This is a genomic window from Nonomuraea sp. NPDC003709 (assembly GCF_040610775.1).
In the GTDB taxonomy this organism is placed as follows: Bacteria; Actinomycetota; Actinomycetes; order Streptosporangiales; family Streptosporangiaceae; genus Nonomuraea; species Nonomuraea angiospora_A.
Window position 1 is genome coordinate 553,204 of the sequence record NZ_JBEXMW010000005.1, and the last position, 23,525, is coordinate 576,728.

At 73.5% G+C, this 23,525-nt stretch carries 13 protein-coding genes; 7 read left to right on the forward strand and 6 right to left on the reverse strand.

Features of this window, described 5'->3' with window-relative positions:
* Positions 1–175: 175 nt before the first annotated feature.
* The 3 genes from ABZX61_RS18820 to ABZX61_RS18830 are packed head-to-tail and all read left to right on the forward strand — an operon-like array spanning position 176 to position 3,493.
* On the forward strand, positions 176–1,057 hold the full coding sequence (locus ABZX61_RS18820) for a thiamine pyrophosphate-dependent dehydrogenase E1 component subunit alpha (protein WP_355196009.1): 882 nt from the start codon (positions 176–178) through the stop codon (positions 1,055–1,057).
* Positions 1,054–2,106: a transketolase C-terminal domain-containing protein gene (locus tag ABZX61_RS18825; RefSeq protein WP_355196011.1), complete on the forward strand. Its 1,053-nt coding sequence runs from the start codon at positions 1,054–1,056 to the stop codon at positions 2,104–2,106. Before ABZX61_RS18820 ends, ABZX61_RS18825 begins: the two co-directional genes overlap by 4 nt.
* Positions 2,099–3,493: a 2-oxo acid dehydrogenase subunit E2 gene (locus ABZX61_RS18830; protein ID WP_355196013.1), complete on the forward strand. Its 1,395-nt coding sequence runs from the start codon at positions 2,099–2,101 to the stop codon at positions 3,491–3,493. Before ABZX61_RS18825 ends, ABZX61_RS18830 begins: the two co-directional genes overlap by 8 nt.
* Here the strand turns inward: ABZX61_RS18830 and ABZX61_RS18835 are convergent.
* From ABZX61_RS18835 to ABZX61_RS18850, 4 genes are read right to left on the reverse strand one after another with little or no spacing between them, the layout of a single operon-like run.
* Positions 3,464–8,845, reverse strand: a complete 5,382-nt coding sequence (locus ABZX61_RS18835; RefSeq protein WP_355196015.1) for an amino acid adenylation domain-containing protein — start codon at positions 8,843–8,845, stop codon at positions 3,464–3,466. The two genes, ABZX61_RS18830 and ABZX61_RS18835, sit on opposite strands and share 30 nt — an antisense overlap.
* Entirely contained in the window at positions 8,842–14,868 is a 6,027-nt protein-coding gene (locus tag ABZX61_RS18840) for an amino acid adenylation domain-containing protein (protein ID WP_355196017.1), read from the reverse strand. The genes ABZX61_RS18835 and ABZX61_RS18840 overlap by 4 nt, the downstream gene beginning before the upstream one ends.
* A complete protein-coding gene (locus tag ABZX61_RS18845; protein ID WP_355196019.1) occupies positions 14,865–16,346 on the reverse strand; it encodes a condensation domain-containing protein in 1,482 nt (493 codons plus the stop codon). The genes ABZX61_RS18840 and ABZX61_RS18845 overlap by 4 nt, the downstream gene beginning before the upstream one ends.
* A gap of 2 nt (positions 16,347–16,348) precedes the next feature.
* Positions 16,349–17,809 carry an AMP-binding protein gene (locus ABZX61_RS18850; RefSeq protein WP_355196021.1) on the reverse strand — a complete coding sequence of 487 codons (1,461 nt, stop codon included), beginning with the start codon at positions 17,807–17,809 and terminating at the stop codon, positions 16,349–16,351.
* Positions 17,810–17,977: 168 nt separating this feature from the next.
* On the opposite strand from ABZX61_RS18850, the gene ABZX61_RS18855 reads away from it, so the two are divergent.
* The 3 genes from ABZX61_RS18855 to ABZX61_RS18865 are packed head-to-tail and all read left to right on the forward strand — an operon-like array spanning position 17,978 to position 21,601.
* Positions 17,978–18,211: an acyl carrier protein gene (locus tag ABZX61_RS18855; RefSeq protein WP_355196023.1), complete on the forward strand. Its 234-nt coding sequence runs from the start codon at positions 17,978–17,980 to the stop codon at positions 18,209–18,211.
* A complete protein-coding gene (locus tag ABZX61_RS18860) occupies positions 18,204–19,541 on the forward strand; it encodes a hypothetical protein (RefSeq protein ID WP_355196025.1) in 1,338 nt (445 codons plus the stop codon). Before ABZX61_RS18855 ends, ABZX61_RS18860 begins: the two co-directional genes overlap by 8 nt.
* Positions 19,538–21,601, forward strand: a complete 2,064-nt coding sequence (locus ABZX61_RS18865) for a N,N-dimethylformamidase beta subunit family domain-containing protein (protein WP_355196027.1) — start codon at positions 19,538–19,540, stop codon at positions 21,599–21,601. The genes ABZX61_RS18860 and ABZX61_RS18865 overlap by 4 nt, the downstream gene beginning before the upstream one ends.
* Before the next feature lie 163 nt (positions 21,602–21,764).
* Here the strand turns inward: ABZX61_RS18865 and ABZX61_RS18870 are convergent, their stop codons facing one another.
* Complete coding sequence (locus ABZX61_RS18870; RefSeq protein WP_355196029.1) at positions 21,765–22,286, reverse strand: antibiotic biosynthesis monooxygenase; 522 nt, start codon at positions 22,284–22,286, stop codon at positions 21,765–21,767.
* Positions 22,283–22,843: an alpha/beta fold hydrolase gene (locus ABZX61_RS18875; protein ID WP_355196031.1), complete on the reverse strand. Its 561-nt coding sequence runs from the start codon at positions 22,841–22,843 to the stop codon at positions 22,283–22,285. The genes ABZX61_RS18870 and ABZX61_RS18875 overlap by 4 nt, the downstream gene beginning before the upstream one ends.
* Positions 22,844–22,903: 60 nt before the next feature.
* On the opposite strand from ABZX61_RS18875, the gene ABZX61_RS18880 reads away from it, so the two are divergent.
* Positions 22,904–23,506 carry a TetR/AcrR family transcriptional regulator gene (locus ABZX61_RS18880; protein ID WP_350727914.1) on the forward strand — a complete coding sequence of 201 codons (603 nt, stop codon included), beginning with the start codon at positions 22,904–22,906 and terminating at the stop codon, positions 23,504–23,506.
* Positions 23,507–23,525: the final 19 nt, after the last annotated feature.

Sequence of the window (23,525 nt, forward strand, 5' to 3'; positions counted from 1 at the left end):
CTGCTCCCGTCAGTGGGGCGGTGGATCGGGTGCCAGAGTAACGAGCGGTGATCTCGGCCAGGGATCCGTTTGAGGAAGAATCGGACCGTTCCATCGACGCTTGGAGGCGGCCCTGGATGGGAAATATGCGGATTGTTAGCCTTTCAGGAGGTTCTCCTGGTGCTCGAGAGACTCAATGGACAAACTCTCTGACGACGACCTGGCACTGTTACTGCTGATCCGATTCTTCGAGCTGAAGCTGCTCTCGCTCTTCGAGCGCGGCGAGCTCAACGGCACCACCCACACCTGCCTCGGCCAGGAGTACGTCCCCGTCTCCCTGCGGACGCTCCTGCGCGAGAGCGACTGGATCTTCAGCAACCACCGGGGCCATGGCCACTATCTGGCCAGGTTCGAGGACCCGGAGGGGCTGCTGGCCGAGATCATGGGCAGGAAGGGGGCGATCTGCGACGGCGTCGGCGGCAGCCAGCACCTCAAGCGCGACCGCTACCTGTCCACCGGCGTGCAGGGCCAGAGCCTGCCCGTGGCGGCCGGGGTCGCGTTGCGGCTGAAACGGCACGAGCCGGGCGCGCTGGCGTGCGTCTACATCGGCGACGGCACCTGGGGCGAGGGAGCCGTGTACGAGGCGCTCAACCTGGCCCAGCTCTGGCGGCTCCCGCTCCTGGTCGTGGTCGAGCACAACGGCATCGCCCAGTCCACGCCGACGGGGCTGCAGATGGCGGGCACGGTGGAGGGGCGGGCGCGGGCGTTCGGCGTGGCGCACCACCGGGTGGATATCGTGGAAATTCACGAAATCCGCGCCCAGTTGGCGCCGCTCGTCGACCGGGTACGGACGGAGTCGCTCCCGCTGGTCGTGGAGTTCGCCACCCATCGCCTCGGCCCTCACAGCAAGGGCGACGACACCCGGCCGCCGGACTTTCCCCGCTTCGACTGGTACGCCGCCTACCAGGCCGCGCATCCCGTACAGTCCGCCGGGATCGAGGCGGAGGCCCGTACTCGGATCGACCGGATCGCGGCCGAGGTCGCCGCCCGGCCGCCGTCCGTCTGGACGCCGGCGTGACGGTCGGCGGGGTGCCCGCGGGCAGGGTGCGGGTCGGTGAGAACCTCAACCGCGCGCTGCACGGGCTCCTCGAGGACGACCCCTCCGTGTACGTCCTGGGCGAGGACCTCCTCGACCCCTACGGCGGCGCCTTCAAGATCACCAAGGGCCTGTCCACCCGCTTCCCCGGCCGCGTGCTCACCACCCCGCTCAGCGAGGGCGCCATCGTCGGCGCGGCCTCGGGGCTGGCGCTGGCGGGCGGCAAGGCGGTCGTGGAGATCATGTTCGCCGACTTCGTGGCACTCGCCTTCGACCAGATCCTCAACTTCGCCGGCAAATCCGTCACCATGTACGGGACCCGCGTACCCCTCCCGCTGGTGATCCGGTGCCCGTCCGGCGGCCACCGCGGCTACGGCCCCACCCACAGCCAGAGCCCGCAGAAGCACTTCATCGGGATCCCCGGGCTGTCGCTGTTCGAGATGTCACCCTTCCACGACAACCGGGCCGTGCTCGACCGCATGCTGGCGCTGGGCGAGCCGTGCCTGCTGTTCGAGGACAAGGTGCTGTACACGCGGCGGATGTACGAGGTGGACGAGCTGTTCACGTGGGAGCTGGTGGACGACGTGGCGGTGGTCCGCCTCGACACCGGGGGACCCGGCGGCCTCGACATCCCCTCCGGCGATCTCGACTACGTGCTGATCACCCCCGGCGGGGTCGCCCACCGCGCGCTGGCCGCCATGCGAACCCTGCTGCTCGACCACGACCTGACCGGCGTCCTGATGGTCCCCTCGCGCCTGTACCCCTTCGACCCGTCGGAGCTGCTGCCGTTGCTCGGGCGGGCGCCGCTGGTGTGCGTGGCCGAGGACGGCAGCGCGGGCGGCACCTGGGGCGACCACGTGGCCGCCGACCTGCACACCCGCCTCTGGGGCCGCCTGCGGCGCCCGGTCCGGCTGGTGAGCTCGGCGGACAGCGTGATCCCCACGGCCGCCCACCTGGAGCGCGAGGTGCTCGTCCAGGACTCCACGATCCGCCGTGCCGTGCTGGAAGGGCTGGAGGGGCTGGATGGCTGAGATCCGGGTGCCGAAGCTGAACACCAATGACTCGGCGTACGTGCTGCTGGAATGGCTGGTGGCGGATGGCGCGCCGGTGCGGGGGGATGACGTGGTGGCGTCGGTGGAGACGTCCAAGACGGTGGAGGAGCTGGTCAGCGGGCAGGACGGGATCCTGGTCCAGCTGATCCCGGCGGGCGCCGACTGCACCCCGGGCCAGCCCATCGCCCACATCACCCCCCACCCCGCACCACCCCCCACCCCACCTCCACCCACCCCCGCCCCGCTTTCGCCCACGCCTGCGCCCACCCCCGCGCCCACCCCGCCTTCGTTCGCGCTTCCCTCGGCAGTCCCCTCGCCCGCCTCGGGCGCGCTTGCGGCGGTCTCCGGTGACGGCCTGCCCGCCAAAGCGCCGCTGATCACGGCGCCCGCGCAGGCGCTCATCGACGAGCTGGGCATCGACCCCGCCCGCGTGCGCGACCTGCCCGTGAAGGTGGTGCGGCGCGCCGACGTCGAGCGCCTGGCCGCAGCGGGCTCACCCCCGCCCCGCCCGCCGACGCCGCCTGCCACCGAAGGACCCTCGCCGTCCGCGGAGGCCGCCGTCGCGGAGACGCCCTCATCGCCCGTGGCCGCCGTCGCGGAGACGCCCCCATCGCCCACGCCCGCCGCCATCTCTCCCGCCGTTGCGCCCACGGTTGCGCCCGCCTCCGCTACGTCGGCCGCCGCCGCGTCACCTGGAGCCGCGCCGGTCGGGGGGAGTGTGCGGGGGTTGAGCGGGAATCAGCAGGCCGTCGGAAGGACGGTGAGCCTTTCGCATCAGACGATCCCCGCCGCCTACACCGCCATCAAAGTGGACGTGGGCAAGGCCACCACAACCGCCCGCGACCTCACCAAGCGCCTGCGCAAGCTCGTCGGCCTGCCCGACCTCCTCATCGCCGCCGTCGCCCGTCTGCACCAGGACTTCCCGCTGTGCTTCGCCACCCTCATGGACGAGGGCACGGCCGCCGTCCCCGACGCCCCCAACGTGGGCGTCACGATCGATCTCGGCACCGGCCTGTACGTGCCGGTCATCCGGGACGCCCACGGCAAGGGGATCGAGGAGATCGCCGGGGAGCTGGCCGGGTTCCGGCGGCTGGCCCAGCGCGGCGGGTTCAGGCAGGAGCACTTCGACGGCGGCAACATCGTCGTCACCCTGCACCACGACCGCGACATCGTCATGGCCATCCCCATCGTCTTCCCGGGCCAGGCGTGCGCCCTCGCGCTCACCTCGCCGCAGCGGGAAGGCGAGCGCACGGTGGCGGTGATCGGGCTGGCCTACGATCATCGGCTGGTCAACGGCAGGGACGCCGTCCTGTTCCTCCAGGCGCTCAAGGAAGCGCTAGAGGCGGCGTCGTTCCAGGGACTGTAGGCCGACCAGGTCGTCGGGGGCGGCGTCGGCGGCGTCGTCCACCAGGGACGGCAGCCGGGACCGGAGCGCCACGACCGCCAGCACCGCCATCGCGACCGCGAACAGGACGTACATCAACCCCACACCCCGCCCCGCCCCCGTCCCGATCAGCGCGCCGACGGTCGAGGCGAGCGGCCCGTCCGGGGCGAGCAGCGGGTCGAACACCGCCGCCCCGTACGGCGCCACGAGCCCGAACCCCAGCGGCAGCGTCGACCAGGCGATCAGCGTGTTCAGCGCGAACACCCGCCCGTGGAAGCGCTGCGGCACCTTCACCTGCACGATCGTGGCGTAGACCCCGTTGAGCAGCGTCACCCACAACGACATCCCGAACGCCCCGATCCCGATCGTCACCAGATCCGCCCGCAACCCCGTGACCAGGCAGAACGCGGCCAGCGCGAGCGTGCACCAGAGCACCGCCCGCATCCGCCCGTGACCGGGCCCGCCCCACACCGTCATCGCCAGGCCGCCGAGCAGCACCCCGAGCCCCGACAGGAACGAGATCCGCCCCACGTCCTGCAGCCCCGCGAACGACAGCACCAGCGGCGAGATCATCAGGAAGAGCGGCGACAGGAACACGTTCAGGACCGCGAAGAACAGCAGCATCCGCCGGAACCCAAGCTGCCCCCACGAATACCGGAACCCGGCCACCAGCTCCGTCATGACCGGCTCCTTGCGCCGCCAGGCCATCGTCCGAGGGAAGCGCACCAGCAGCGTCACGGTGATCGCGAACACGTAGCTGACCACGTCCAGGACCAGGATGCCCCCGAGCCCGACGACCGCCATCAGCCCGGCGGCCGCCAGCGGCACGATGAGCTGCGTCATCCCCCCGGCCATCTGCACGATGCCGTTCGCGTGGCCGAGGTGCCGCTTGGGCACGAGCTGCGGCACCGCCGAGCTGTAGGCGAGGCGCTGGAACGTGAGCGCCACCGACAGCAGCGCGAGCAGCGGGTAGATGTGCCAGGTCTGCAGGTTGCCCGTCCACAGCAGCACGCCGAGCAGGAGCTGCGTCCCGAAGGCGGCGAAGTCGCCGCCGAGCATCACGGTACGGCGGTCGCTGCGGTCCACGATGGCGCCCGCCAGCGGGGCCACCACCATGCCCGGCACCAGGCCGAGGACGGCGAGCAGGGCGAACTGGGCCAGGGAGCCGGTGGTGAGGTAGATCCAGAGGGGAACGGCGAACTCGGTCAAGGCCGAGCCCATGATCGACACCAGCTGCCCCCCGGCCACGACCAGGAACCGCCGCATGCTGGGTTGCGGCCCCGCGAGCGGGACCCGAGCCGGGGCCGGGGCGGGGTCAGGGGGAGTGGCGGGGACCGAGCGTGCGGATGGGCCTGTGGCTGGGGGCGATGAGGTGAGGTGGGAGGTGTCGTGCAGGCGCCAGTTCGGGCCCGAGAGCGGCTCGCCCGTGTCCAGGGCGAGGTGGGTGCGGGTGACGATCTCGGCCAGCTCCTGCGCCCGATATTTCAGGAAAAAGTGTCCGGCCTCATCCAGCTCCACCACCGCGGCCGTCGGACTCAGGAAGTGCCACTCGCGATACCGCTCCTCGAAGTACTCGGTAGCCGGATCCCGCTCGCCCGCCACACTGATCACCGGCGCCCGCAACGGCTCCACCGCGCTCTCGAACAGCCCGGTGAAATACTCCTCCGCCGCCTCGGTGTCCTCGCGCATGTTCCTGATGATGTGCCGCGCCTGCCCCGGATCGAGCTCGCTCATGTCGAGCCCCATCGAGGTCAGCCAGTTGGCGTAGCTGCGGTCGCTGCGCAGGTACTCCCGCCGCGCCAGCCGGGACAGCGCCGCCAGCACCCGGTTCCCCGGCCGGGCGAACGGGAAGATCGCCCCGATGTAGACCGCTTCGAGCCGCCGCCCGGCCGCCTCCAGCCGCCGCGCGATCGCGACCGTCAGCGCCGACCCGACCCCGCAGTGCCCGTACAGCGCGAGCGGCCCCCGTACCTTCTCCAGGATCTCCCGCACGCACCGGTCGGCCACCTCCTCCAGGGGCAGCCGGTCCTCGTCCAGCCCCACGTCGTGCCCGGGGATCGCGACCGCCCACAGCGCGTGCGTGGCGGGCAGCGCGTCGGCCAGCGGCTGGTAGGCCACCGCGGCGCCACCGCCGTACGGGACGCACACGTACGTGAGCTCGGCATGCGCGCGGCGCGGCGTCAGCTCGTGCAGCAGCCCGCGCGGCCCGGCGGCGCCGTCGTCGGCGAACGCGGCCAGCTCGCGCACGGTCGGATGCTTGAACAGGTCCACCACCGCAACCGGCGACGGGAGCTGCCTGCGCAGGCGGGCCACGACCTTGATGGCCAGCAGCGAGTGCCCGCCGACGTCGAAGAAGTCGTCGTCGATGCCGAAGTCCGCCCCGTCGAGCACCTCCGCCCAGACGGCGCTCACCAGGCGCTCGGTGTCCGTCTCCGGCGCGGTGCGCGTTCCGGCCGGAGCGGCCGAGGGGACGGGCAGGCGGCGGCGGTCCACCTTGCCGTTGGCCGTGAGGGGGAGGCTCGGGAGGGCGACGAAACGGGCGGGAATCATGTACGCGGGCAGCGTCTCGGCGAGGTGGGCGCGCAGGCGCACCGGGTCCGGATGCGGCGTGACCACGTACGCGACGAGCTGCGCCCCCGTGCCCCGCCCGTCGGTCGTGACCACGCACTCGGTCACGTCGGGGTGGCGGGCGAGATGGGTCTCGATCTCGCCGAGTTCGATCCGGTAGCCGCGGATCTTGACCTGCGCGTCGGCCCGGCCGAGGAACTCGATGACGCCGTCGGCGGCGTACCGGCCGAGGTCGCCCGTGCGGTAGAGACGCTCGCCGGTGCGGGGGTGGGTGCGGAAGGAGGCGGCCGTCCGCTCGGGGTCGCGCCAGTAGCCGGTGGCCACGCCCGCGCCGCCGATGTACAGGTCGCCGGGCACGCCGACGGGGGTGTCACGCAGCCCGGGGCCGAGGATGTGGAACGTCTGGTTGGCGAGGGGGCGGCCGTACGGGATGGAGGTCCAGGACGGGTCCACCCGGCCGATCGGGTACGAGATGGACCAGATCGACCCCTCGGTGGCGCCGCCCAGGCTGATGACCTCGGAGTCCGGGGCGAGGGCGCGGATGCGGTCGGGGAGCGTCAGCGGGATCCAGTCGCCCGACAGCAGGACCAGGCGCAGGGAGCCGAGGTCGGTGCCCTCGTGCTCGGCGTGGTCCACCAGGAGCTCCATGAGGGCGGGCACGGAGTTCCAGACGGTGACGCGTTCCCGCTCCACGAGGCGGGCCCAGGCGGCGGGGTCCTTGTCGGCGGCCGGGTCGCCCATGACCAGGGTCGCGCCGACGGCCGCCGCGCCGTAGACGTCGTACACGGACAGGTCGAAGCTCAGGGCCGAGAGCGCGAGGAAGCGGTCGGCGGGGCCGACGCGGAAGCGCTGGTTGAGGTCGCGGACGGTGTTCAGGGCGGCCCGGTGCTCGATCATCACCCCCTTGGGGGCGCCGGTGGAGCCGGAGGTGAAGATCACGTACGCGAGGTCGGCGGGGGAGGCCGGGCAGTCGAAGGGCGAGGCGTCCGCGTCCGGGAGCACCGCGAGCCGGGTCACCCCGTCCGGCCAGGACAGGTCCAGCCAGGGCTGGGTGACGGCGATCGCGCATCCGCCGCGCTCGATCAGCTCGAAGCGCCGCCGGTCGGGCAGGTCGGCGTCGATCGGCAGGTACGCCGCCCCGGCCGTGTTGATCGCCAGCACCGCGACGACCTGCTCCCAGCCCCGCTCCATCACGACGGCCACCAACCGGCCCGGCCCGGCCCCGGCCGTCCTGAGCTCGGCGGCCAGCGCCCGCACCCGGCGGCGCAGCTCCCCGTACGTGATCTCGCCCCCGGCATGCCGCACCGCCACGGCCCCGCTCTCCGCACCGGCCATGACCGGCTCGTGCAGCAGGCCCGGCGCGCCGAGGTCGACGGCGGTGTCGTTCCAGCGCCGCCGCTCCTCCAGCTCCTGCGGCGTCAGCAGCTCCAGCTCCGACACCGGCGCCGCCGGATCGGCCGCCATCCCCTCCAGCAGCGTGGCCAGATGCCCGGCCATGCGCTCGATCCGCTCGCCGGAGAACAGCGCGGTGTTGTAGACGAACAGGAACGACCCGCCGCCCCCGGTGTAGAGCTCCAGGTCGAACCGGGTCGCCCACACCCCCGGCTCGAACCCCTCCAGCGTCAGCGGCCCCGGCTCCGGCTCGCCGCCGTAGTTCTGCATGGCGAGGATGACCTGGAACACCGGCGACCTGGACGGCTCCCGCGCCACGTTCAGCTCCGACACCAGCCGCTCGAACGGCACCTCCTGGTGCGAGTACGCGTCCGTGGCCAGCTCGCGCACCCGTCCCAGCAGCTCCCCGAACGACGGACCCCCGGACAGGTCCACCCGCATCGCCAGCATGTTGACGAAGCACCCGACCAGGTTGTCCAGCTCGGGCAGCGCCCGCCCGGCCACCGGCGAGCCGATCGCCACATCGTCCTGCCCTGCGTACCGCCCGAGCAGCACCGCGAAGGCCGCCAGCAGCACCATGTACGGCGTCGCGCCATGCTCCCTGCCCAGCCGGTCCAGCCGCTCGGCCAGCTCGGGGGCGATCGCGAAGTGGTGCGCGGCCCCGGCGTAGGTCAGCTCGGGCGGCCGCGGCGCGTCGGTCGGCAGCTCCAGGGGTTCCAGCCCGGCCAGCCGGTCGCGCCAGTAGCCGACGTCGCCGTCCGCGCGTTCGCGCTGCCAGGCGGCGAAGTCCCCGTACGTGACGGGCAGTTCGGGCGCGGTCCCGCCGGTGCAGAACGCCAGGATCTCGCGCAGCAGGAGGTTCGCCGACCAGCCGTCGGCCGCGATGTGGTGCACGGCCAGCGCCAGCACGTGGTCGTCGGGCGCCAGCCGTACCAGCAGCGCTCTCATGACCGGGCCCGCCACCAGGTCGAACGGCTCCGCCAGGAACGGCCCCACCAGCTCCCTGGCCGCCTGCGCCGACCCGGCCTCGGCGACGGTCAGCGGGACCTCGGTCTCGTCCGACACCAGCACGTCCGGCTGCCCGTCCGCGCCGGCGGGGAAGCGGGTGCGCAGCGGCTGGTGGCGTTCGCAGACCCTGCGCAGCGCCGCCGCCAGGACGTCGGGCTGGAGAGGCCCGCGTACCCGTCGCACCAGCGGGATCGTGTAGGCGGCGTTCCCGGGGGCGTACTGCTCCATGAACCACAGCCGCTCCTGCGCGTACGACAGGGGCGGGGGCCGGTCGGCGGGCAGCGCGGGGATGGCCGGCCTCGATCCGCCGCGCCTGCGGAGCCGCTGGGTGAGCAGCGCCCGCTGCGCCTGCGTCAACTCGGTCATGGGCCTTCCTCCGTCAGTCTCATGACCTGCTCGTCGGACAGCCCCGCCACCTCGGCCACCAGCGCCTCCTCGACGGCCTGCGCCAGCGCCGCCACGGTACGGCGGTCGAACAGCGTACGGATCGGCAGATCCACCCCCGCCAGGGCGCGCAACCGGGCGGCCACCCGGATGGCGAGCAGCGAGTGGCCGCCGAGGACGAAGAAGTCGTCGAACGCGCCGATCTTGTCCGCGCCCAGCACCTCCGCCCAGACGTCGGCCACCAGCTCCTCGGCGTCCGTCCTGGGCGGCGTGTCGTCGCTCCCGACGGGGGCGTCCGGCTCGGGGAGCGCGGCCCGGTCGAGCTTGCCGTTGCGGGTGAGGGGCAGCGCGTCGAGCAGCACCCAGTGCGCGGGCACGAGGTACGGCGGCAGCGCCCGCGCGACGTGCTCGGCCAGCACCGCCGCGCTCGTCCCTTCACGCGATACCACGTACGCCACCAGGTCGCCCTCTCGCGCGAGCACGGCCGCCTGCCGGACGTCGGGATGGGCGAGCAGGCAATGCTCGACCTCGCCCGGCTCGACGCGGAACCCGCGCATCTTCACCTGGGCGTCCAGGCGCCCGAGGAACTCCAACCGGCCGTCGCGCCGCAGCCGCACCCGGTCGCCCGTCCGGAAGTAGCGGCCCTCCGGCAGGGTCACGAACGGCGTATCGGGGGCGTTGAGGTAGCCGCGGGCCACGCCGGGGCCGCCGACGTACAGCTCGCCGGGCGCGCCCGGCGGGGTGGGCGCCCCGTGGCGGTCGAGGACCCGGACGGGAGTCGCTTCCACGGGGCGGCCGATCGGCGGGTGCGGGTCCCCGCCCTCCAGTTCCGCGTACGTGGCGATGATCGTCGCCTCCGTGGGGCCGTACGTGTTGACCAGCCGCACCCGGTCGCCGAAGCGTTCGCGCCAGCGGGCCACGGCCTGCGCGCGCACCTGCTCGCCGCCGAGGATCACCAGGCGGAGCCCATCCGGCCAGGGGATCTCGTCGATCAGGTCCACCAGGTGGTGGAAGTAGGCGGTGGGCAGATCGAGCACGGTGACGTCGGGCCGCCGGGCGAGCAGGTCGGGCAGGGTGGCGCCGCCTCCGGGCAGCAGCTCGACCGTGGCGCCCGCGGCCAGCGCCGGGAAGATCTCCTCGGCGTGGGTGTCGAAGCTCAGCGAGGCGAGCTGGACGACGCGGTCGCCGGGACGCAGCCCGTACGCGGAGCGCATCCACCGGACCCGCTCGGCCAGCCCGGCGTGCTCGACGGCGACACCCTTGGGGGTGCCGGTGGAGCCCGAGGTGTAGATCACGTACGCCAGGCCGGGCCGGCGTTCCACGGAGCCCGGCCCCGGCTCGATCCCCGCCGTGACGACGAGGGACGTCCCCGCGGCCATGGTGCGCAGGCGCTCCGGCGGGTACTCGGGGTCCAGGGGCACGTAGGCGGCGCCCACCCGCCAGATCGCCAGCATGGCCACCACCGCCTCGACCGAGCGGCCCGTCCGGAGCCCGATCAGGTCCCCGTCGCCCGCGCCCCGCCCGGCCAGCTCCCCGGCCAGCCGCGCCACCCGCCGCTCCAGCTCGGCGTACGTCACGGCCTCGGCGCCGCAGCTCACGGCCACCTCGCCGGGGTGCGCCGACCCCGACTCGGCGATGAGCCCTCCGACGGTCCCCACCACGCCCGCCGGAGGGCGGTCCAGCGACGCGAGCAGGGCCTCGTCGGACGGCGTCAGCACGGGCAGGCGCGACAGGGGCGCCCGCCGGTTGCCCGGGTCGGCCACCCCCCGCAGCACCACCGCGAACCGCTCCGCCAGCTCCGCCACCGTCTCCGCGTCGAACAACCCCGCGTCGTACCCGAACGCCACCCGCAGCCGCCCGGGCGACCGCCACGCCTCCACGGTCAGGTCGAACTTGGCCTGCCGGTACCCGTCGTCGAAGTACGACATCCGCACCGGGCCGAGGCGGTCGCGTTCGCCGTCGGCGGTCTGGCTGTTCAGGGTGAACAGGGTCTGGAACATCGGCTTCCTGGCGAGGTCCCGTTCCACGTCCAGCTCGGCCAGCAGCTGCTCGAACGGCACGTCGTGATGGGCCATCGCGTCCAGGACGGTCCTGCGCGTCCTGGCCAGCAGCTCCTCCAGCGCCGGGTCGCCCGACAGGTCGCCGCGCAGGACGAGCGTGGTGCTGAGGTAGCCGATGAGGGGCTCCAGCTCCACCCGGTCCCGGCCCGCCGTCGGCGACCCGACCAGCACGTCGTCCTGCCCCGTGTGCCGCGACAGCAGGATCTGGTACGCCGCCAGCAGCACCATGAAGAGCGTCACCCGATGCCGCCGAGCCGTCGACTCCAGCTGGGCGAGCAGCTCGCCCGGCACCTCCAGCAGGTGGAAGTCGCCGCGCGTCGCCCCGGGGCGGTGCGGCCGGTCCGTGCGCAGGTCCAGGGTGGGCGGGTCGGCAAGCCGCGCGCGCCAGTAGTCGAGGGCCGCGCCGCGGTCCTGCTCCCGCCGCCACCCAGCGACGTCCCCGTGCTGCACGGCCAGCGCCGCGAGCTCGGCGGTGGCGTACAGAGCGGCCAGGTCGTCCAGGAAGACGGTGATCGACCAGCCGTCGGCCACGATGTGGTGCAGGACGACGCAGAGCACGTGATCGTCCGGGCTGATCCGGACGAGCGTGACGCGCAGCGGCGGCGCGGCGCCCAGGTCGAGCGGGGCGTTCGTGCGGGCGGCGACGAGCGCGCGGGCCTCGGCCTCGTCGCGGGCTTCCAGCCGCTCGATCCTGGCGGGCGCGGGCCGCTCGACCACGGCCACCGGCCGCCCGTCCACCTCGGGGAAGCGGGTCCGCAACGACTCGTGCCTGGCGATCAGCCCGGTCAGGGCCCGCTCCAGCGCCGCCTCGTCGAGCGGGCCCCGGAGCCTGCGCACGATGTACATGTTGTACGAGGCGTCGGAGGGATCCAGGCGGTGCAGGAACCACAGGCGTTCCTGGGCGGGGGAGAGCGGCGGCAGCGTGCCGGCCGGGCGCGGCACGAGGGGGCTGCCCGGCTCGCCCGCGAGCTCGTCCAGCGTCGCGGCGAACCCGGCGACCGTGGGATGCGTGAACAGCTCCCGCAGCGGCGCCGCCGTGCCCGCCGCCGCCAGCCGGGCGATGACCCGGGTGGCCAGCAGCGAGTGGCCGCCGAGCGCGAAGAAGTCGTCGTCCGCGCCGAGGTCGCCGGTGCCCAGCACCTCGGCGAAGATCCGCGCCACCTGCCGCTCCCTGGCGGTGACCGGCGCGCCGCCCCGGCCCGCCGCCGGGCGCGCGGGCTCGGGCAGCGCCAGCCGGTCCACCTTCCCGTTGGGAGTCAGCGGCAGGGCCTCCACGGGCACGACGACCGAGGGCAGCATGTACGGGGGCAGCCACCCGGCCGCCCGCTCCAGCAGATCGTCCGGGCACGCCGCCCCGGCGGAGGCGACGTAGGCGACCAGGTCGCCGCCCCGCACCACCACGGCGGCCCGGCGCACCCCCGGGTGCCGCTCCAGGGTGGCCTCGATCTCGCCCGGCTCGACCCGGTGCCCCCGCAGCTTGACCTGGCCGTCCCCGCGTCCCAGGAACTCCAGCGTGCCGTCGGCCAGCCACCGCACCCGGTCGCCCGTCCGGTACCACCCGTCCGGGAACGCCTCCGGCGGCTCGCCCGGCGAGCGCAGGTAGCCGAGGGCCACCCCGTTGCCGCCGATGACCAGCTCCCCGGGGACGCCGATGGGCGTGGGCGAGCCGGAGCGGTCGAGCACCCGTACCGTGGTGTTCGCGAGCGGCCGCCCGATGCTCACGCGGTCGGGGGAGGGCGGCACCTCCCAGGCGGTGGACCAGATCGTGGTCTCGGTCGGCCCGTACATGTTGAGCAGCCGCCCCACCCGCCTGCGCAGCCGCCTGGCCAGCGCGAGCGGCAGCGCCTCGCCCCCGGCCAGCGCCACCAGCCCCGACGGGTCCAGCCCGGCGGACAGCAGCATGCTCCACCCGGACGGCGTGGCCTGCACGTGGGTGACCCCGGACGCGCCGATCAGCCGGGCCAGCGCCACCCCGTCGCGCACGGCGTCGTCGCCGGCCAGCACCAGCCGCCCGCCCGTCACCAGCGGCAGGTACAGCTCCAGCCCGGCGATGTCGAACGACAGCGCCGTGCTGCCCAGCCACACGTCCTCCGGACGGGAGCCGAGCAGCCGCTCCATCCCGGCCAGCAGGTTGACCAGCGCGGAGTGCGGCACCGCCACCCCCTTGGGCGTGCCGGTGGAGCCCGAGGTGTGCAGCACGTACGCGGGGGCACCGGCCGCCGCCTGTGATGTGGCGCAGGACGCCTCGGGGGCGGGCTCGATCCGCTCGACGTGCCCGGGCAGGGGCGCCGACGGGCCGGCCAGCGCGACCCGCACGCCCGCCTGGGCGAGCATGGCCGCGACGCGCCCGGCGGGCAGCGCCGGATCCACCGGCAGGTACGCGGCCCCCGCCATCATGACGCCCAGCAGCGTCCCCGGCAGCTCGGCCGAGCGCGGCAGGCACACCGCCACCACGGACCCCGGCCCCGCCCCGCGCGCACGCAGCCCCGCCGCGACCAGCCGGGCCCGGGAGGCCACCTCGGCGTAGGTGCGCGCCTCCCCGGAGCACTCCACCGCCACGGCGTCCGGCCGCAGCTCCGCCTGCCGCAGGAACAGGTCCACGACCGTGCCGGACGGGACATCGGCCGCGGTGTCGTTCCAGGAGTCCAGCAGCCCGCGTTCCTCGGGCGGCAGCACCTCCAGCTCGGACACCCGCGCGCCGGGACTGCGGACGACCGAGCCCAGCAGCGCGAGGAACCGCGCCGCCAGCCGCTCCACCGTGTCCCGGGAGAACAGCTCGGCGCTGTAGACGAACGCGCCGCGCAGCCCGCCGCCGTCCGGCCACAGGTCCACGCGCAGGTCCACCATGGCGGGCGGCGTCCCGTGCGGGAACGGTTCGCTCGTCAGCCCGGCGAACGTGGCGGCCTCGCCGTACCCGACGGCCGCGTTGTGCAGCCCGAACATGGTCTGGAACAGCGGCGTGCGGCTGAGGTCGCGTTCGATGTCGAGTGCCGACAGCACCCGCTCGACGGGCGTCTCGCCGTGCGCCATCGCCTCCAGCACGGTCCGGCGGGTGCGCCGCAGCAGCTCCGTGAACGCCGGATCGCCCGACAGGTCGCCCCGCAGCACCAGCGTCGAGGCGAACAGCCCGACCATCGGCTCCAGCTCCGGCCGGCTTCGCCCGGCCGTGGGCGTGCCGACCACGATGTCGTCCTGCCCGGTGTGGCGGGCCAGCAGCGCCTGGTACGCGGCCAGCAGCACCATGAACAGCGTGCACCGCTCCGCCCGGGCCAGCCGCGCCAGCGCCGCCACCAGCACGGGGTCGAGGTCGAACCAGGCTTCCCCGCCCGCGCTGCCCCGGCGGGCCGGGCGCGGCCGGTCCGCCGGCAGGTCCAGCGGCGCGGCCCCGTCGAGCCTGGCCGTCCAGTGGTCCACGTCCGCGTCGGCCTCGCGCTGCGCGTCGGCGTACTCGGCGTAGGTCGTGGCCAGCTCCGGCAGCCCGGCCGGGGTGCCGTCCAGGCGGGCCGCGTAGCACCTGCCCAGGTCGTCCATGAGCACGTTCAGCGACCAGCCGTCGCCGATGATGTGGTGCAGCACGACGCACAGAACGTGGTCGCCGGGGGAGAGCCGGACCAGCGTGACGCGCAGGGGAGGCGCGGAGCCCAGCTCGAAGGGGGTGTTCGCGCGCTCTTCGAGCAGCCGCGCGGCCTGCTCGGGCGTGTCGAGGTCGACGCGCTCGACCGGTACGGGGCCCGGCGGCTCCACGATCGCGACCGGCTGTCCGTCGTGGTCGGGGAAGCGGGTGCGCAGCGACTCGTGCCGCGCCACCACGTCGCCGAACGCGCCGGTCAGGGCGTCGGCGTCGAGCGGGCCGGAGATCCGCCGCACGACGGCCACCCGGTAGGCGGGGTCGGCCGGGTCGAGCCGGTGCAGGAACCAGAGCCGTTCCTGGCCGAGGGAGATCATGCGCGCAGCTCGCTGACCGCCGCCGCCACCCCGGCGACCGTCGGATCGTCGAGGAACACGTCGAACGGCACCTCGACGCCGAGCCGTTTCCTGATCCGGGCGCCGATCTGGGTGATGGTCAGCGAGTGGCCGCCGAGGTCGTACAGGTCCTCGTCGGGGGCGAGCTCCTCGATCCGCAGGACCTCCATCCAGATCTGGCGTACCTGCTCGACCAGCTCGCCGTCCACCGACCCTGCCGCGGCGCCCGGTACGGGGGCCTCGACCGGCCCGGGAGCCGGCACCGGCGTGGCGGCGGGCAGGGGCAGGTCGGCGAGCCGGAGGCCGGGGTCGGCGGCGAGCACGGCCCGCAGGTGCTCCCCGGCCCGCTCGACGTGCTCGCGCCCGATGACGTCGGGGCTGTGGTGCAGGGTGAGCCGGAGCCCGTCGTCGCCGTCCACGGCCTGCAGGTGCAGGACGTTCCTGACCATGTGGTTGGACATCTTCCACTCGGCCACCACGCCCAGCCCCGGGAAGACCACGTCGGCCGCGCGCCGCCGGAAGCTGATCGACACCGGCGCCAGCGCGGGGCGCGGCCGGATGCCGCCCGCCGCCCTGGCCGCGGGGATGTCGCGGAAGCGGTTCAGCTCGCGCAGCCGCGCCCGCAGGTCGTGGGCCAGCTCCGCGAGGGTGGTGTCCGGCGTGGGCGCGGAGTAGAGGGGTAACTCGGTGGCGAACAGGCCGATGTGCTCCCTGGTCTCCGGCCGCCGGGTGGACATGGCGACCGCGACCGCCGGCTCGGCGTTGCCGTACCGGAAGAGCAGGGCGTGCACGGCCGCCAGGAACAGCTCGAACCGCGTGACCCCGACCCCCTCCCATCCGGACATCTCGCCCGTCAGGTCGAGCAGGACCGTCTCGCCGCGGCCGGCCGTCCGCGCGGTCCCGGCCATCCCGTCGATGACCACCGTCGGCCGGTCGCGCCAGTGCTCGTGCCAGTACACCGTGGCCTCGGGCGGGATCGTCGCGGCGGCCCCGTACGGCATGGGCAGCGGCGGCAGGGGCCCGCCCGAGTACGCCGCCGCCAGGTCACGCACCAGCAGGTCCTTCGACATGCCGTCGAACACCAGGTGGTGCCCCACGAACAGCAGCAGATGCCGCGACGGCCCCACCTCCGCCAGCGTGAACCGCGCCAGCGGCCCCCGCCCCAGGTCGAACGGCCGCGCGATCTCCTCGCGCAGCAGGTCGTCCGCGTCCGCCGCCCCGGCGAACGCGACCGGCGGCCGGTCGGCGGCGGGCACCAGGTGCAGCTCCCCGTCGCGGTCCTCGAACGCGCACCCCAGCACCGGGTGGCGGGCGAGCACCGACTCGCACGCCTTCAGCATCGCCCCCCGGTCCAGCGGGCCGTCCAACCACAGGGCGAACGGCATGTGGTACGCCGTGCCGCCGCCGTGCATCATCTCGGTGATCCACATGCCGTGCTGGGCCTGCGATGCCAGGACCATCGTCACTCCTCTGCCATACGGCGCAGTTCCCGCTTGATGACCTTGCCCGCGGCGTTCCTGGGCAGGGCGTCCAGGATGAGCAGCACCGTGGGCAGCTCGTGCCCGGCCAGCCGGGTGCCCAGGAAGGCCCGCACGTCGCTGAGCGCCAGCGGTCCGGTGGCCACCACCGCGGCGGCCACCGCCGTGCCCATCACCGGGTGCGGCACCCCGAACACCGACGCGTCCGCCACGGCCGGGTGCTCGTGCAGCGCCGACTCGACCTGGATCGTCGAGACCTTGAACGCGCCCGACTTGATCACGTCGCTCTCCCGGTCGACGAGGTACAGGTAGCCCTCGTCGTCGAGGCGGCCGAGGTCGCCCATGCGCACCCAGCCGTCCTGGAACGCGTCCTCCCGGCCGGCGCCTTTCTGATCGTCGCTTTCCCGGTCGTAGTAGGCGCGGGGATGGGCGGCGGCGCGCAGCCACACCTCGCCCGTCTCGCCGGGCGCCACGGGGGTGCCGTCCGCGTTTGCGATCCTGAGCCGGGAGCCGCCCGCCGCGCGGCCGAGCGAGCCGGGCCGGTCCGCGTCGTAGATCATGATGGTCTGCGCCGGGGCGGCCTCGGTGGAGGTGTAGTAGTTCGCGACGGTCGCGTTGGGGAACGCGGCGGTCAGGCCGGCGGCGATCGACGGGGGCAGCGCGGCGGCGGCCGAGCCGAGCAGCAGCACGCTGGACAGGTCGTGGCGGTCCTGCACGCGGGCGTTGAGAAGCTCGGCGGCCATCGCGGGGACGACGAAGACGGTGCCGGCCGCGTACTCCTCGATCAGGGCGGCGAAGCGGGCCGGGGTGAAGAGCGGGAGCGTCACCACCGCAGGGGCGGCGGTGAGGGCGTGGAGCAGCATCACCTGGCCGGCGTTCGTGCCGATGGGGAAGGCGTGCACCAGATGCCGGGAATGGGCGAACGGGCGGCGTTTGGGGTGGACGGGCGGGGAGGTCAGGTTCGCGTGGGTGGCGGCGACACCCTTGGGCCTGCCCGTCGTGCCGGAGGTGTAGAGGATCTGGGCGAGCGAGAGCGGATCCGGGGCCTCCGGCTCCTCGCGGACGGCCGGTCCCGACAGGAGCTCTGCCAACGGGATTTGGGCCGGCCCCGGGGGGAGCGCCGGGTCCCCGCCGCCGTGGACGACCGTCGTCGCCCCGCAGTCCTCGATCATGTACGCCAGCTCCGGCGGGGCGAGCCGGTCCGAGAGCGGCACCGCCACGCCGCCCGCCTTCAGCACGGCCATCCAGCTCACCGCGTAGTCCAGCCACTCGCGGGCGCCGAAGACCAGCGCGACCCGATCGCCCTTGAGCGGTCCTGGGAGCGCGCGGGCGGCGGCGGTGGAGCGCGCGTCCCACTCCGCCAGGGTCAGGCTGCCCTGGCCGGCGACGATCAGCGCGGTGTGGTCGGGATCGGTGGCGGCTCGGGACGTCAGGAGATCGGGCACTGGAAGGGCCGACGGAACCACCCCCAGAATTTTTTTCGTCGTGCCGCTTGACGCTAGAAAAAATGCACACATGCGTCAAGCCCTTACCTATAGGCGCTTGCCGACGTCTGGCACCGCGTGACACACTCGCCCCGGATTCCCCGACGAGGGAGGGTTCACCAGGTGCTGATGGATGGGGAGCTTCGCGAACGGCTCGCCGACATGATCGCCAAGGCCGCCGACGGGGCGGTCGATCCGGCCGAGGTGCTGTCCGGGCAGACCCGGCTGAGCGATCTCGGCGTCACTTCTCTGGCCTACTTACGACTGATCGACGCGGTGGAGGCCGAGTTCGGGGTGGAGCTCGACCCCACGGCCATCGACAGCCTGGACGCGCTGGTGGACTACGTCCGGCTCCATGGCTGACCCCGGTGAGGTGCCGGCCAGGGACGGGCCGCTCACCTGGGGGCAACAGGACATCTGGCGGGCGGTCGTCGCCGCCGCGCCGCAGGAGCGCTACCTCAACATCGCCCGGGTCTTCGCCGCGCCCAAGCGTCCGGTGAGCGTGGAGCGCGCCGCGCTGGCCCTCGAACGGCTGGTCGCCCGGCACGAGTCGCTCCGCACCCGCCTCACGGGGCCGCGCGACGCGCCGCTCCAGCAGGTCTGGCCGTCCGCGTGTCCCCCGTACGAGGTGGTCGAGACGGGGCCGACCGAGTCGGGGCCGGTCGGGTCGGGGCCGGTCGGGTCGGGGCCGGTCGGGTCGGTTCGGGCCGAGGAAGTGAGCTCGGTTCTGGCCGAGCAGGTGGGTGAGCGGCTGGCGGCCGAGCCGTTCGCGTACCGGGAGGAGTGGCCGCTGCGGGTGGCGTTCGTGGTGGCCGGGGGATATGTCCGGCATATCGTCCTGGTCCTCTGCCATCTCGCCGCCGACGGCCACGCGGCCGAACTCGTGGTCAAGGACTTCCGCCTGCTCCTGCTCCGGGACTCCCTGCCGCCCCTGCGCAGCGCCACACCCGGGGAGCTCGCCGCCTGGCAGCACTCGCCCGAGGGGAAGCGGGTGTCGGGGGAGGCGATCGGGTTCTGGCTGGAGGAGTACGCCCGGATGGACCCCGTGCCGCCGTCCTCGCACGTACCGGGGGAGCCGCGTTTCGTGGAGGCCACGATGCGCTCGCCCGCGCTGGCCGCCGCCGCGCAGGAGGTCGCCGCCCGCAACCGGGTCAGCTCCTCGACGGTGCTGCTCGCGGGCGCGATGTGGGTGGCCGGAGGGCTGACCGGGCAGCGGTTCTGCGGGATGCGGGTGATCGTGAACAACCGCTTCGCGGCCGGGCGGCGCGACGTGGTGTCCACGGTCTCGCAGGAGGCGCTGGTGGTGCTGGACCTGCGTACGGAGTCCTTCGACGCGCTGGTGCGCCAGGCGTGGGGGACGGCGCTGCGGGCGTACCGGCAGGCGCAGTACGACCCGTACGCGATGGAGGAGGCGGTCACCCGGGTGGGGCCGGGGCTCCGGTCGTTCGGCTGCTTCAACGATCAGCGGCTCGTCCAGGAGGACGGCCAGGTGGCCGCCCTGGAGGGCAAGACCGAGGTGGTCAGGACGGACGCGATGGACCGCAACATCTGCGACTTCCGCCTGCACGTCGGCGGCGAGCCGGGCCGCATGGAGGTCTCCTGCTACGCCGACACCGCCCTGCTGCCCCCGCCGGGCATCGAACAGTACCTGCTGGACCTGGAAGCCCTGATCGTGGAGGCGGCCCGTACATGAGCCTGTACGCGGAGGCGACGTCGTGCGCGCAGGGGGAGGAGCTCCGCTTCCGGCTCCTCGACGCGGGCGGCGGCCCGATCGTGGTGGAGGACGTGCCGTCGGGCCGGGTCGTCATGGAGGACGTCTCCTCCGGCGGCCCTTCCTGGACCCTGAAGGTAGGCGACGACTGGCCCAGTTCCCTCTACCGAGCCATCTACCGCGACACCAGCGCATATTTCGTCGTACGTAGCTCCGTGCCCGCTTCGCCCATCCTCGTCTCGATCCCGTTCCCCACCTGGGAGGCGTACAACCGGCCCGGCGTCCCCGGTGAGGGCCTCTACCAGTCGGAGCAGCCCGACCGCGCCGTCAAGGTCACCTTCGACCGGCCGGGCGCGGGGCCGCAGATCGAGGAGTGGGAGCTCGGCCTGCTCCGCTGGCTCGGCCCGGCGGGCTACACCGTCGACTACTGCTCGGGCCTGGACCTGCACGGCGGCCTCGACCTCCTCTCCCGCTACCGGCTCCTGGTCATCAACGGCCATGACGAGTACTGGTCGTGGGAGATGCGGGACGTGGCGGAGGCATTTGCCCGCCGTGGCGGAAATATCGCCATATTCTCCGGCAATACCTGCTGGTGGCAGGTCCGCTTCGAGGACGACCTCCGTACCATGGTCTGCTACCGCGACGCCACCGCCGACCCCATGGCCGCCACCGACCCCGGCAGGGTCACGGTCGAGTGGCCGAGCGACCCCGTCAACCGGCCCGAGAACACCCTCACCGGCCTTACCTTCAGGAACGGCGCCGGCTGCTGGGTGGACTCGCGCGTCATGTCCGAGGAGTCCTACACCGCCAGATTCGCCGGCCACTGGGTCTTCGAGGGAACGGGGCTCGCGGACGGTGACACGTTCGGGAGAGGCGCGATCGGCTACGAGACGGACGCGGCCGACCTGGAATGGGTGGCCGGCGTCCCCCGGGCGACCGGTCGTGACGGCACGCCCCCGTCCTTCGTCGTCCTCGCCACGGCAGACCTGTCCCACTGGCGCCGCTACGGCAAGGGCGGGGCCGCCACGATGGGCCTCCACCGCCTCGGGGCGGGCACCGTCTTCAACGCCGGCACCATCAACTGGGGCAACACCCTCGACGACCCGGCCCTGGCCACCATCACCCGCAACATCCTCAACCGCCTCTCCCACCCACCCACCACCCCCACCTGGGACCCCATCGGCCCCACCCCGCCGGTGGCCATCGCGGCCGCTTCGCCACCCTCGGCTCCTGCTCCACCTGCGGCCCTCGCCGACGCGCCGCCGGAGCGGGCGTCGGCCCTCGCGTCGCGGGCGGCCGGGGCCCTGTCGCCTCTCGCGGCGGTCAAAGCCGCGCCGTCGGCCTCCGACGTCGGCGCGTCGCCGTCCGATGAGGTCGCCCTGCCGGCGGCCGTCGCGCCGGGCGGTGCCGCAGTCGTGCCACCGTCCGGCGCGGCGGCCGAGCCGGGCGGTGCCGCAGTCGTGCGGGCGCTCGTTTGCTGTGAGAACCGCCTCTACGCCGCGTGCCCGGACGGAACGCTCGCCGTCAGGGACGTATGCGGCCAGAACCTCCCGTGGCAGACGATCGGCGAGACCGACGCGATCGCGCTCGCCGCACCCCGGGAGGCGCACGGCGGCCCGCCCGCCGGGCTGTACGGGGTCGCCCCGGACGGCACCATCCGTTACCGCGACCCCGTGCCGGCCCCGATGCCGTGGCGGGACGTCAGCCGGGCGCCAGAGGACACCATCGCCCTGGCCGTCGTGGACGAAGGGCTGTTCGCCGTCACCTCCGGGGACGAGCTGTGGCACCTGCCCATCAGACGGCTCGGCGTTCACGACTGGAGGAGCGTCGGCCCGGCCGCCGGTGCGGTGAGCCTGACCGCGATGAACGGCCGGCTGTTCGCCGTCTCGGCCGACCGGATCCTCGTGAGGACGGCCGAGCGGCATGAGGCCGGTTGGAGCGACCTGGGCCCCGCCGAAGGGCACATCGCCCTGGCCGCCGCCGCAGGACGACTCATCGGCGCCGCACCCGACGGCGCCCTCCGCTGGCGGTCACTGTCGTAGAGCAGGCGCCGGCCACCGTCGCCAAGCCTGTCAACGAGCGGCCGCTCGGCGGAACGGGCACCCTGGTCACCAGGGTTCACTACCGGCACCCGGTCGTGCCGGCCGACGTGGCCGCCACCCTCGACCTCCGGGGCCGGCTGGAGCGAGGAGGAGTCCGCCAAGCTCAGTCGTACAGCCAGGAGGCCAGGAGACGGCTGAGTCTTGGCATGACAATCCAGGTCATGAGTGCGGTGAGGACGGGCAGGAGCAGCGCGAACCGCAGCGGTGGTGTGAGCGGGGACAGGAGCGGTTCGGCGATGGTGGTGATGGTGAGCAGCAGGATGTAGAGGGCCGTGAGGGTGACGAGCCAGGTCTTCCAGCGGGCGGGCGGGCGTACGACCTGGCCGTCGGTGGGTGCGAACCAGCCGTCGAGACCGGTCAGGTCGCGTTCGAGGGGCGGCGAGTCGACCAGGTCGGCCGACTCGGCGATCAGGGCGGCGCGGTCGGGTGAGGATCTCCAGGCGGCCAGTTGCCCGGCATCGGCGAAGCGGTAGACGATCGCGTACTCGCCGCTTCCCTCGGACGGGGGGATGACCGTCATGCCCTGACTGCCGTGCGCGGCGGCCAAGGAGCGGACGCGTTCGAGGAAGGCCTCGAACTCCTGCTCTCTGCCCGCCCGCACACGTCGGGTGACCAGGACGATCATGGCAGCAGGTCGGTGACCAGGGCGACGGCCTCGTGCAGCTCGCGCCGATCCTGGAGGCGGCTGAAGTGGACGCCATCGGGGGTGACCAGGGCCTTGGCGCCCAGGTGTTCGGCGAACAGCCGCACATGCTCGAGGGGGTCGGGCGTGAGCACCGGGTCGTCGATGGCGACCAGCACCCGGAACTGCCCGGCGGCGCGCCGGATGCGGTCCCAGTCGAAGCCATCCTGGAAGAACGCGGCGAGCTGGTCGTAGCCGACCTCGTGGGCCATGGAGGCGACCAGCACGACGCCGGCGTAGGGGCCCTCGCGGCCGACGTCGTGCTGCTGCAGCAGGCGGAGCAGGTTGACGCCGCCCAAGCTGTGCCCGACCAGGACGGTGTCGCGGGGGTCGTTCACCTCGGCGGTCACGGCCTTGAGCCAGGGTTCGGGCTGTGGCGCCTCAGGGTCGGGCATCTGCGGGACCCGCACGTCGTGGGGGCTCAGTTCGGCGGCCAGGTGGTCGTACCACGCCTGGTCGGGGGAACTGGCGTATTCGTGCGAGATGACGACACGGCTCATGGGATTCCAATCGAATCGCTACGTTTCGTTTCGATTGAAAAGTAGGCTACGGTGATCTACATGTCAACCGAGCGCAGGGGCGGGCGCACCCGCAGCCCCGAGGCCCACCAGGCGGTACTGGCCGCCGCCGCCGAACTGCTGGAGGAGCATGGCTACCAGACCCTGACCATCGAGAAGATCGCCGCGCGTTCCGGGGTCGCCAAAAGCACCATCTACCGGTGGTGGCGCTCCCGGCCCGAGCTGGTGATGGAGGCCTATACCCAGACCGTCGACCGGAGGATGCCCGAGCCCGACGCCGGATCGGTGCAGAGCGATCTCACCGTTTTCGTCACCGAGCTCTATCGGGTGGTGAAGCATCCACTGCGCGTCCGCACGCTGCGCGGGCTGATGGCCGAAGCCCAACTCGACGAGGACTTCCGCGAACCGTTCCGCGCCTGGGTGAACAGCCGCCGCGCGATCGTGGCCCACCTCCTGGAACGAGGCGTCGAACGCGGCGAACTCGACCCCGGCCTGGACATCGGCCACGCGACGGACCTGATCTTCGGGCCGTTCTGGTACCGGCTGCTCGTGGAACACGAACCACTCGATCCCACCGACGCGGCGGCCCACGTGACCCGGCTGATCAGGGGACTCGGACGAACACCAGGATCAGAGGTCAAATGACAAGGTCAGCTTGCTCCAG